Source organism: Burkholderia sp. E168m23, assembly GCF_016586125.1.
Taxonomy (GTDB): domain Bacteria; phylum Pseudomonadota; class Gammaproteobacteria; order Burkholderiales; family Burkholderiaceae; genus Burkholderia; species Burkholderia orbicola.
The window spans coordinates 1-10,777 of the sequence record NZ_BCPP01000123.1 but is presented as its reverse complement, the minus strand read 5'-3'; the positions used below and the strand labels follow the sequence as shown (position 1 = coordinate 10,777).

The window sequence follows — 10,777 nt, the reverse complement described above, 5'->3', positions numbered from 1 at the left end:
GCTGGACGAATACCGGCGTGTCGGGCGCGATCGCGTTGAGCTCGGCCGTCGTCGGCCCGCGCTTTTCCACGAACTGCAGCGCGGTCCAGCCGCCCGCCACGCGCGCCCAGTGCGGCGCGGGCACGCGTCGTACCTGCCGGCCCAGCAGCTCGAGCGCATCGGCCAGCGACGGCACGCCGTCCCAGCGCACCTCGAGGTTGAAGTTCATGCCGCCGCGGATCGCCTGCAGGTGCGCGTCGATCAGCCCCGGAATCACGGTACGGCCGTGCAGGTCGATACAGGCGGTGTCGTCGTGCGCATGGCGCAGCACGTCGCGATCGTCGCCGGTCGCGACGATGGTCCCGTCCTTCACGGCGAGCGCACGGACGAACGAGCGCTGTTCGTCCTGGGTCGCGATCTTGCCGTTGAACACGACGAGGTCCGCCGAACGCGCGGGTTCCGTCGCTCTAAGCACCGTCGGGCCTCCGGTGCGCGCCTGCGTGCGACGCGGCGCGGGCCGCCCTGCTGCACGTCGAACGCGGGAAAGCGGCCGCACCGCTCGCATCGGCATGCATGCTGCGATCGCGCGGCCGCGCGGCCGTACCGGGTTCGCGCATCGTCATGCCGCCTGCTGCGCCGCGTCGGCGGTATCGCGTCGCGCGCGCGTCAGGCACGGCGCGAGCGGCGCACCCTGACGCACGAAGCTCTGCACGCGCAGCAAACGGCGCACGTCGTGGGCGCGCGAATGCGGATCGAAGTGCCGCGCGACCCCGGCGACCAGCGCCGACGCCTGCGCGGTGTGCCCGCGCTCGATCAGGTGATCGGCGAGATCGAGCGAGCTGCGCAGCGCCCACATCGCGGCGCCCTGCGCGTTCGCGGTCTGGATTGCCATCTGCAGATGGCGATGCCCGTCGGCCTCGTACGCCGCGGCGAGATCCGCGCCGACGATGCGCGCCTGTTCCAGCATCGCGACGCCTCTCACGCGCAGCAGTTCGGGGACGAACAGGTGCTCGCCGTGCGCGCGGCAGCGTGCGAGCGTCGCATCGAGCCGGGTGCATGCTTCATCGGCGCGGCCGGTCCGCACGAGGCCCTCCGCGTATGCAACGGTCAACGGCGCGAGCACGCGCCGGAAGCCGCTCGCCTCGACGCGCCGCAGTGCGGGCTCGAGCCGGGCGAGGCCCGCGCCGGGATGGCCGGCCTGGATGTCGAACTGGCCGGTCAGGCATTCCGCGTGACTGCGCCAGATGTCGAAACCGTGTGCGTCGGCGGTCGCGCGCAGCGTCGCGAGATAGTCGGAGGTGATGTCGTGATCGCCGTAGCGCAGCGCGATCGGCACGGCGGCCGCGCCGAGCACGATGCACAGCGGGAGGGGCGACGGGTCGCGGCGCGCATGCTCGACCGCTTGCGCGGCGACCCGCATCGCGTGCTCGGGCTCGCCCTGCATCCAGAGCAGACGGATCAGCATCGTGCGCCCCAGCGTCGCCATGTCGACGCCCAGCGCGGCCTGCGCGCACGGCGGTTCGCCCGCGTCGGCCAGCTCGGCCGTCGCCGCCTCCAGACGCTCGCGCGCCTGCGCATGCTCGCCGAAGTAATGCAGCGACGTCGCGACCATCGTGTTGGCCAGCAACCGCTGCGACCGGTCGCCGCGCCGCTCGGCCGCTCGCTCGAAGCGCGTCGCGTAGCGCAGCGATTCGTGAATGTCCGACAGCGTCAGCATCGTGTTCCACAGCCCGACCAGCGCGCGCGCGTCGAACGCGTCGTCGCCGATGTGCGCGGCGAGACCGAGCGTGCGGTCCCACATCGCGGCGGCGGCCAGTGCGTCGCCGTCGGTATGCAGCAGCGCCGACGCGCAGGCCGCCCGCAGCCGCATCTCGCGCGCGGCATCGACCGGGCCCGTGGCGTCCGTGTCCAGCCCGTCGAGTACCTGGCGCGCACGCGCCGTGCACGCGCGCATCCGCGCCGGCTCCAGCAGCGCGCGCGCCAGCCGGTCGGGCTCGGGCACGCCCGCGGCTTCGGCGGCGTCCGCCGGTTCGTCCACGGCCGGCGCGGGCGCATCGGCAGGCGGCACGTCGGCGAGCAGCACGGGCGCCGCGGGAGGTGCACCCGCCCGCTCGCGCTCGTACGCCGCATGGCGCGCGACGATGCGCTCGAATTCGCCCTCGTTGTGCAGTTTTTCCAGCGCGTACGCGCGCGTCGATTCGGTCAGCCGGTAGCGCGCATACGCGCCATCGAACTCGACGGTCACCAGCGATTTCGCCACCAGCTCGCCGAGCACCGCGATCATGTCCGCGGCCGAGGTGCCGGGCTCGGTCGCGACCGCGCGCGCGGCATCGAACGAAAACGGCCCGATGAAGCACCCCATCCGGCGAAACAGCGCGCGCGCGGCCCGGTCGAGCAGCACGTAGCTCCAGTCGAACGTCGCGCGCAGCGTCTGATGACGCGGCAGCGCCGAGCGCAGCCCGCCCGTCAGCAGGTTCAGCCGGTCGTCGAGGCGCGACGCGACGACCGCGAGCCCGAGCGTCGCCACGCGCGCCGCCGCCAGTTCGATCGCGAGCGGCAGCCCGTCGAGGCGCCGGCAGATGTCGCCGATCAGCCGCACGCCGGCTTCGTCGACCACGCAATCCGGCGCGGCCGCGCGCACGCGTTCCAGGAACAGCTCGACGGCCGAACAACGGACGATTTCCGCGGCGGACGCGTTGCCGTCCGGCACCGCGAGCGGGCTCATGCGCAGCACCGCTTCGGCCGAGATGTGCAGCGGCTCGCGGCTCGTCACGAGCACGCGCAGCGAGCCGGCGCTCGACGTCAGCGTTTCGACGAGGCTCGCCACCAGATCGACGATGTGCTCCGCGTTGTCGAGTACCAGCAGGCAGCGCGACGTCGCGAACGCGTCGCCGATGCGGTCGATGGCGGGCACGCCGGGCGTATCGAGGCCGAGCTCGGCGGCGAGCGCGATCAGCATGTCGTCGCGCGTCGACGCGCGCGCCAGTTCCACGAACAGCACGCGCTCGTGCGCGCGGCTGCGCACGCCGTGCGCGACGCGCACCGCAAGACTCGTCTTGCCGATGCCGCCCGCGCCGACGAGCGTGATGACCGGCGTGCGTTCGAGCATGTCGACGATCTGCGCGATTTCGGCGTCGCGCCCGACCAGCGGCGCGAGCAGCGACGACGTGCAGGCATCCGGCAGCACCGCGACGGCCGTCGCTTCGGCCGCGGGCACGAAATCCGGGCCGGGCGATGCGCTCGCGACCAGCAGGTAGCCGCGCCCGGGCACCGTCTTGATCAGGTCGCGGCTCGCGCCGAGCGCCTTGCGCAGCGTGGCCACATGCACCTGAAGCCGGTTTTCCTCGACGATCAGGCCCGGCCAGACCGCGTCCATGATGTCGTCTTTCGACACGACCGAACCGCTCGCGCGGTGCAGGACTTCGAGAATGTCGAGCGCGCGCGCGCCGATGCGCAGCGACGCGCCGTGGCGGCGAATGTCGCGTTGCTCGAAGTCCACCGACAAAGTTCCGATCTGGATCATGGCCGCCTCCGGGTTCCTCGGGATGGCTGGCGAATGAACGCGGCAGTTCACCCGGCAGGAGTCCGCGTCCGGCGCACCCTTGCACCGGACGAAAAAGTCGAATTCCGGACCGAGTGTAGACGGGCATGCCGTGAAAATCTTGAAGGAAAATGCGCTGCCCGCGCGTTTCGCGCGGACGCGATCGGCACGATCACTTGCGTGTAAAAGTGGGGCGCTATACTCTGCCGGGCCGCGCGCGCAGGCGTTGCGCCGGGAGATACACTCACCGCGCACACGCATTGAAAGCAATTTGTCAGGATGGCGAGCGGACGTTTATGCAAATTCATTTTGAACGTTCGCGTGCGCATCTAAACTGGACTCGTCATTTCACGCTCCGAGTCCCTCGCTGGGGAATTCCATGTCAGACACCGTCATCGCCGCGCCGGTGGCATCGCCTCCGCGGCGGCCAAAAGACACGCTCGGCTGCGTGTCGAGCCTGCTGGCGAAGGATGTCGAGACGACATCCGGCGGCCTGAAGCTCCACCGCAAATGCATGCGCGAAGCGCACGTCGAACGCATCGAGATGCCCGCGTGCGACCGCGGCTTCCTGGTCGGCGTGTCGCTGACCGGCGGCCACCGCCGCACGCTCTACGGGCGCGCCGGCGCGAGCGAACGCCGGTTCCAGCATCACTCGATCTACATTCGCGATTTTTCCCGTCATTTCCATGCCGACCTGTACGGCAACTTCGACTTCGTGCTGGTCGAGCTGCCGCATGCGTATCTGGCACGCATCGGCCCCGAGCACGGCGGCAGCCCGGTCGACGGCCTCACGTGCCGCGTCGATGCGCGCGACCCGGTGCTCGGGCATCTCGCGCACGCGGTGGCCGACAGCCTCGACACACCCGGCCCGCTGAACGCGCTGTTCATCGAACAGGTCGGGCTCGCGATGGGCGCGCATCTCGTGCGCCGCTACGGCAACGCGCGCACGCGCGAGCTCGAGCACAAGGGCATGCTGTCTCCCGCGAAGGTCGCGCGCGCCCAGGAACTGCTGATGGAAAAGGCGGATCTCGGTGTATCGATCGAGGAAGTCGCGAACGAATGCGACCTGTCGCGCGGGTATTTCATCCGCGCGTTCTCGCGCACCACCGGCCGCACGCCGCACCAGTGGCTGCTCGAACAGCGCGTGATGCGCGCGCGCGAGCTGATCGAGACGTCCGACATGACGCTGGCCGACATCGCGGTCGCGTGCGGCTTCGCCGACCAGAGCCATCTGAACCGCCTGTTCGCGCGGATCGTCGGTCATCCGCCCGGCGCGTGGCGGCGCGCACGGTCGCGCTGACCGGCATGGCCGCACGCCGGGCCGTCACCGCACCGGCGTCGCGTCGTAGTTGACCGGCACCCAGTCGTATTGCGCACCGTCGCGGCGCAAATGCCCGAGCCCGGGAAACGCGATATGCGCGGCACCGACGAGATAGCGTCGAGCGGCGACGCGCTTCAGCGTGTCGCGCCGCGTGCGGCGGGCCGTGCCGGCATCGCTGTCGTACTGGACCGTCGCGTCGACGTCGCGCAACTGGATCGCCGCCACGTGCACGATGTCGCCCCACGCGAGCAGGCCCGCGTGGCCGCTCTCGATCAGATAGGCCGTATGGCCCGGCGTATGGCCGGGCATCGGCACCGCGCGAATGCCGGGCGCGAGCGTCGCGTCGCCGCGAAACGTCTTGAAGCGGCCGGCCGCAACGTAAGGCGCGACCGCCGCGGCCGCCGCATCGAAGAACGACGCGAGGAACGCCGGCGCGTGCGCCTTGTTGGCCGGATCGAGCCAGTACGCGGCCTCGAACGCGTTCACCCGCACGACGGCATTCGGAAACGTCATTACGCCATTCGACGCAATACCGCCGACGTGGTCCTTGTGCAGGTGCGTGAGCAGCACTTCGTCGATCTGCGCGGGCGCGTAGCCGGCCGCGCGCAGATCGTCGAGCAGCTTGCCGCAGCAGTCGCCGTACAGCGTGCCGGCGCCCGCATCGACGAGAATCCGCTTCGATCCGGTATCGACCAGGAACGCGTTGATCGACCCTTGCACGGGCGGCTCCAGGAAGGCGCGATCGAGATCGCGCCGGATCTCGTCCTTCGAGATGTCGCGGAACACCGTATCGACCGGAAACGGATGGGTGCCGTCGGACAGCGCGATCACCGTGAAGTCGCCAATCTTCTGCCGATAGAAGCCGGGCGGCTGCCGGCCCGCGGCAGCGGCTGGCGTGGTGGATTGCGTTTCGGGTTGCGCATCGGCGTAGGCGTCGGGCTGCACGCCGGCCTGCGCAAACGCCGCAGGCGCCAACAGGCCTGCGCACCCGGCCACGATCAGCAAACGAGCCGCTTGCGCGACGCACGCGTGTTGGAACAGGGTCTTCATGCGATCTCCGTGACGAACCGTGCGCGCGCCGGGCCACGAACGGCGCGACCCGTGCAACACGCGATGTCGCGCAGCTTATCGGGCGCCTTCGCGAAAATCCCGCGCGGCGCCTGAATTGTCCTGAAGACCCGGCACGCGCGCGCGGCGGCCGCACCGGCCGGCGCTAGAATGCGATCCGCATGCAACGCGACGTTGCAACCCGCCCAAGGGCCTGTTCCCGCTAATAACGGGCTTGCGAACGTGCCTTTCCGCCCGTCCCCCAAGGGGACTTCCTTCGGGCGCAGGCAAGGAGAGAGGAGGCGCAATAGCCGTAGCTATTGCAACGACGAACGACGCCGCCATGCGGGCGGAAAGGCACGTTCCCCTGTTTGGAGAAAATCGTTCGTGGGGCTGGCCCCCAGCAGGGCCGATCGCCGCGTCATGCTCCTCGCGAATACGTCGAGTATTCGCTTCGTCGCAATCCTTGCGCTCGGCCCTGCTGGGGGCCAGCGCAAGCCCGTTATTAGCGTGAACAGGCCCTAACAACCCCATGGACAAATTCTCCGCGCTGCGCGCATTCGTCGAAGTCGCGGAAGCCGGCGGCTTCTCGAGCGCGGGGCGCCGGCTCGATCTCGCCGCTTCGTCGGTCGTGCGCGCGGTGGACGCGCTCGAGGCCTCGCTCGGCACCGTGCTGCTGAACCGCACGACGCGGCAGGTCACGCTGTCCGACGCGGGCGCCGTCTACTATGCGCGGGCGAAACGCGTGCTCGGCGAACTCGCCGATGCCGACGCGCTGGTGGCCGACCGCGGCGACGCGCCGTCCGGCCCGCTGCGCGTGTCGGTCCCGGTCGCCTACGGGCTGCGCCGCCTCGCGCCGCACGTCGCCGCGTTCGTCGCGCGCCATCCGAAGCTCGACCTCGACCTGCAGCTCACCGACGAACGCGTCGATCTCGTATCCGCCCGGATCGACGTCGCGATCCGGCTCGGCGACGCCGCGCCGACCGCGGAAGTCGTCGCGCGGCCGCTCGGCACGTTCCGGCGCTACGTGGTCGCGAGCCGCGCCTACCTCGACGCGCACGGCACGCCCGCGACGCCGGGCGAGCTGGTCGATCACGCGTGCCTGCGCTTTCATTTCGGCGTCGACCAGCAGACGTGGACGTTCGTGGGCGCGCAACGCACGACGCAGGTCGTCGTCACCGGGCGGCTGAAATCGAACCACAGCGAAGTGCTGCGCGAGGCCGCGCTCGACGGCGCCGGCATCGCGCTGCTGCCCGACTGGCTGGTCGATACGGACCTCGAAGCCGGCCGCCTGCAACGGTTGTTCGATCAATACGACGTGACGCCGGGCTCGGCGCGCGCGGTGATCACCGCGCTGTACCTGCCGAACCAGCGCGGCTCGAAGCGCGTGACCGCGTTCATCGATTTCGTCGAATCGCTCGCTCGCGCGCAGCCCTGATACGGGCGGCGCGGAGCGATGCCATGCGTCACCAGCCGAACTTCGCTTCCATCCCGACGTAGTCGGCGTTGCGCGCGCCGAGTGCGCGAATCGACGAGCCGAGCTGGAAGTGCACGGCTTCGAGCGCGAGCGCGACGTTCGCGTTCACGAGCCAGTCGACGCGCGCCTGCGCGTACATCCCCGTCCACGCGCCGCCCTTGCCCGCCGTGCCCGGCACCGCCGACATCCCCTGCCCGTAGATCGCGTCGGCCGTCGTCTGCCGCCACTGGAAGCCGACGGCGGTGAGCACCGTCACCGAGCTGGCCGGCTTGAAGGTCAGCGACGGCTTCACGTGGATCAGGTTGCTGTACCCGGTATAGCCGGCGAGCGTGAAGTAATAACCGTTCGGAAACATCGGGTTGAACGTGCCGACGCGCCCGTCGCCCGGATGCGCGTCGCCCGATGCACCGTCGACCTGGATGCCGATGCGCGGCGTGCCGGCCGTCTTCGCGAACGTGTAGCCGCCCAGCGCGCCGAACGCCCATGCGCCGAGCGTGTCCTGTCCGACGTGGCCGGTCTGCAGCATCGCCTCGACGTCCCAGTCGAACCCGTCGGTCTTGCCCGCGTAGCGCATGTCGAACACGTCGCGCCGCTCGGTGCCGGACGCATCCGGATAGCGCGCGTTGTCGCGCGTATAGCGCGACCAGTACGCGGACAGGTCGCCGGGCCCCGTGCCGGTGCGCTCGACGCGCACACCGTCGAATCGCAGGTGCCGGTTCGACACGTCATCGAACACGGCCGCATTGCGATACTGCACCGGGCGCGTCACATAACCGATCAGCCGCCATTTGCCGATTTCGTAATCGGTCCACAGTCCGTCGTACGCCTGCCGCACGTTCGGACCGTCGCGCACCGACACGAAGCGCTGCAAGTCGAACGCCATCTCCTGCCGGCCGATCCGCGTCTTGAACGTGCCCGGCCCCAGTTGATCGACGTACGCGACGAATGCCTGCTCGAGGTCGAGCTGATCCTTGTCGACCGGGCCGACCGTGTCCTTGCCAAACGGCCGCGCATCGACGAACTGCACGAACGCCTGGAAGTGCCCGCGATAGCGCAGGTCCGCGTGCACGTTCGCGCGCTGGATCACGTAATTGTCGTCGTGCGCGGCGCCGAGGCCGAACAACGGTGCGTTGTTCAGTTCGAAGCGCTCGCGCAGGTTCGCGCCGAGCGACAGGTAGGTCGACGGATCGTCGCCGAGCCGTATGTATTTCAGCGCGTCGAACGGCTTGCGCGGCACGCACGGATTCGCGAGCACCGACCAGTCTTCCTGCCAGCGGTTGAACGACACCGTCGGGCGTTTCGCGGTACACGACGCCGCGGCGGCAGCCGGCGACGCGGCCGCGCCGGCCGCCGTCACACCGGCATCGGCCTCCGCGCCGACGGCCGAACCCGCATGCAACGCGGCGCCGCCCGCCAGCACGACGCACGGCAGCGCGCCGCGCCACGATCGCTTCATCGGCCGGCGCACCGTCATTTCGACCGCGCGTGGATTTCGGCGACGTAGCCGCCCGGGAACTGCACGAGCGCCGCGTCGCGGCCGTCCGACTTGAACGGCGGTACCAGCACCGTCACGCCCGCGGCTTCGGCCTGCTTCAGCGTCGCGGCGAGATCGGCCACTTCGTAGCCGGTCATTTCACGCCCGAACGGGTACGGCAGGTGACCGTCGGTCGCGAGCACGGTCATCTTGCCGAAGCCCGATTCGATGCGAATGCGGCGGTACGTGTCGTTCGGCCGGCCGATCTCGATGCCCGGCGCATGGCGCACGTCCGACACGATCTTGCCGTGCGAGAACGCGGCGAAGTTGCGTGCGAGCTTGCTCGCGCTTTCCGGCGACACGTACACGCGATTCTCCGGCACGGTCTGCAGCGCGTCGTAATTCGGCGCCTGCGTGTGCCAGTACAGCTGCATGTTCACGCCGCCCGGCCAGCGAACGATCGCGTCGCGCCCGATCGGGTCGGGAAACGTCGACACGACGATGTCCGCGCCATGCGCACGCGCCGACTTCACCGCGACGTCCATGTCGGTCACGAGATAGCCGGTGCGTTCCTCGCAGAACGGATACGGAATCGGCGTCTTGAAGCCGAACACCGAGATCGTACCGACCGGCGTCAGCACCAGTTGCGACATCGTCTGGCTCGGCGTCGGCGTGACCTGGAACACACCCTGCTTCGACTTCTTGCCGCCGAAGGTCGCGACGAAGCTGTCGGTGAAGCGGTCGAAGTCTTCGGGGGCGACGCACACGTGCGTCGTGTCGTACTGCGGGCCGACCGCAATGGCCGGCGACCGCGCCGCGGCGGCCGGCGACGCGATGTCGTCGAGGTGGGTTTCGTCGGCGAGCGCCGGCGTGCCGGCCAGCAGCGCGGCGAGCACGGCCGACGCCGCGGCGGTGATGCGCAGCAGGTTGCGCAGGTTGAATGAACTCATTGGTTTTCTCCGTGATGTTGACGCGCGCGGCCTGGCGCCGCGCGCGGATTCTGATTCAGCGGGATGCAGGCGACTCATCCGGGCGGCCCGGACGACAGGCGAAAAACACGCGCACCGCGAGCGGCAGCGTGCGGACCCATGCCGGCGAGTCGCGAGCGGCGGGCACGCGATATCAGACCGCCCAGCACGAGCACCCGAACGCGCCCCAGAAGCCCTTCGCGTCCGACGTCGGCAACGTGCGGCCCCATGCGCCCGCGTGCGCATGCTGGTGAACGTTGCATTCGTTCGCGCAGGCGCACATCGCGGCGGCCGCCGCGCGTTGCAGCGGCGCGCCGTTGCGCTGCGTCGCACCCCAGCCGCCATAGCCCCCGAACTCGCGCACCGGCGACCAGTCGGGCATCGCCGGCGGGATCGGTGCGTCGTGCGACGCGAACGGCCCCGCGCCCCATACGATCTTCCCGTCGACCACCGTCAGCAACGCGGTCGTGCCGGCGATATCGTCCTCCGCGCACCCGAAGAAATCGCGATCCGGGACGATCAGGTCGGCGAGCTGTCCCACCGCGATGCGTCCTTTCTTGCCTTCCTCGTTCGAGAACCACGTCACGTACTCGGTCCACATCCGCAGCGCGGTTTCGCGATCGAGCAGGTTGCGCTGCGGATACATCCTCAGGCCGCCGACCGTCTTGCCGGTCACGAGCCATGCAAGCGACACCCACGGGTTGTACGACGCGACGCGCGTCGCATCGGTGCCGGCCGACACCTTGAGCCCCTTGGCGAGCATCTTCGCGACCGGCGGCGTCGCCTCCGCGGCTTGCGCGCCGTAGCGCTCGACGAAGTATTCGCCCTGGTACGCCATCCGGTGCTGCACCGCGATACCGCCGCCGAGCGCGGCGATCCGGTCCATCGATTGCTCGGTGATCGTTTCCGCGTGATCGAAGAACCAGTTCAGCCCTGCGAGCGGGATGTCCTCGTTGACCTTCTCGAACAA

Annotated in this window: 8 protein-coding genes; 2 read left to right on the top strand and 6 right to left on the bottom strand. The window is 69.9% G+C overall.

Going from position 1 to position 10,777, the window contains the following annotated elements; all coding sequences use genetic code 11:
• Both JMF90_RS09290 and JMF90_RS09285 read right to left on the bottom strand, forming a co-directional pair.
• Window positions 1-550 (bottom strand): amidohydrolase family protein (locus JMF90_RS09290; RefSeq protein ID WP_236597961.1); only part of this gene is annotated, 550 nt, incomplete at its 3' end.
• A gap of 48 nt (window positions 551-598) precedes the next feature.
• Window positions 599-3,502 carry a winged helix-turn-helix domain-containing protein gene (locus JMF90_RS09285; RefSeq protein WP_201317367.1) on the bottom strand — a complete coding sequence of 968 codons (2,904 nt, stop codon included), beginning with the start codon at window positions 3,500-3,502 and terminating at the stop codon, window positions 599-601.
• Between the two features lie 397 nt (window positions 3,503-3,899).
• Between JMF90_RS09285 and JMF90_RS09280 the strand changes: the two genes are divergently transcribed.
• The gene (locus tag JMF90_RS09280; RefSeq protein ID WP_053526121.1) at window positions 3,900-4,820 is read left to right on the top strand and encodes a helix-turn-helix domain-containing protein; all 921 of its coding nucleotides are present in this window, start codon (window positions 3,900-3,902) and stop codon (window positions 4,818-4,820) included.
• A gap of 24 nt (window positions 4,821-4,844) precedes the next feature.
• Here the strand turns inward: JMF90_RS09280 and JMF90_RS09275 are convergent, their stop codons facing one another.
• Window positions 4,845-5,891, bottom strand: a complete 1,047-nt coding sequence (locus tag JMF90_RS09275; protein WP_201317368.1) for an MBL fold metallo-hydrolase — start codon at window positions 5,889-5,891, stop codon at window positions 4,845-4,847.
• Window positions 5,892-6,420: 529 nt separating this feature from the next.
• Here JMF90_RS09275 and JMF90_RS09270 point away from each other — a divergent pair.
• On the top strand, window positions 6,421-7,326 hold the full coding sequence (locus tag JMF90_RS09270) for a LysR family transcriptional regulator (RefSeq protein WP_011545679.1): 906 nt from the start codon (window positions 6,421-6,423) through the stop codon (window positions 7,324-7,326).
• Window positions 7,327-7,354: 28 nt separating this feature from the next.
• Here JMF90_RS09270 and JMF90_RS09265 read toward each other — a convergent pair whose 3' ends face one another.
• From JMF90_RS09265 to JMF90_RS09255, 3 genes are all read right to left on the bottom strand, one after another.
• Window positions 7,355-8,821 (bottom strand): alginate export family protein, encoded by a 1,467-nt coding sequence (locus tag JMF90_RS09265; protein ID WP_011545680.1) that lies wholly within the window; start codon window positions 8,819-8,821, stop codon window positions 7,355-7,357.
• A gap of 14 nt (window positions 8,822-8,835) precedes the next feature.
• Entirely contained in the window at window positions 8,836-9,789 is a 954-nt protein-coding gene (locus tag JMF90_RS09260) for a VOC family protein (protein ID WP_011545681.1), read from the bottom strand.
• Window positions 9,790-9,961: 172 nt separating this feature from the next.
• A partial coding sequence (locus JMF90_RS09255) for an amidohydrolase family protein (protein ID WP_201325062.1) occupies window positions 9,962-10,777 on the bottom strand: 816 nt, incomplete at its 5' end.

Excerpts from the sequence above, each read along its gene's own strand:
- JMF90_RS09285 (WP_201317367.1), bottom strand. The coding sequence starts at position 3,502 with ATGATCCAGATCGGAACTTTGTCGGTGGACTTCGAGCAACGCGACATT.
- JMF90_RS09280 (WP_053526121.1), top strand. The coding sequence starts at position 3,900 with ATGTCAGACACCGTCATCGCCGCGCCGGTGGCATCGCCTCCGCGGCGG.
- JMF90_RS09275 (WP_201317368.1), bottom strand. The coding sequence starts at position 5,891 with ATGAAGACCCTGTTCCAACACGCGTGCGTCGCGCAAGCGGCTCGTTTG.
- JMF90_RS09270 (WP_011545679.1), top strand. The coding sequence starts at position 6,421 with ATGGACAAATTCTCCGCGCTGCGCGCATTCGTCGAAGTCGCGGAAGCC.
- JMF90_RS09265 (WP_011545680.1), bottom strand. The coding sequence starts at position 8,821 with ATGAAGCGATCGTGGCGCGGCGCGCTGCCGTGCGTCGTGCTGGCGGGC.
- JMF90_RS09260 (WP_011545681.1), bottom strand. The coding sequence starts at position 9,789 with ATGAGTTCATTCAACCTGCGCAACCTGCTGCGCATCACCGCCGCGGCG.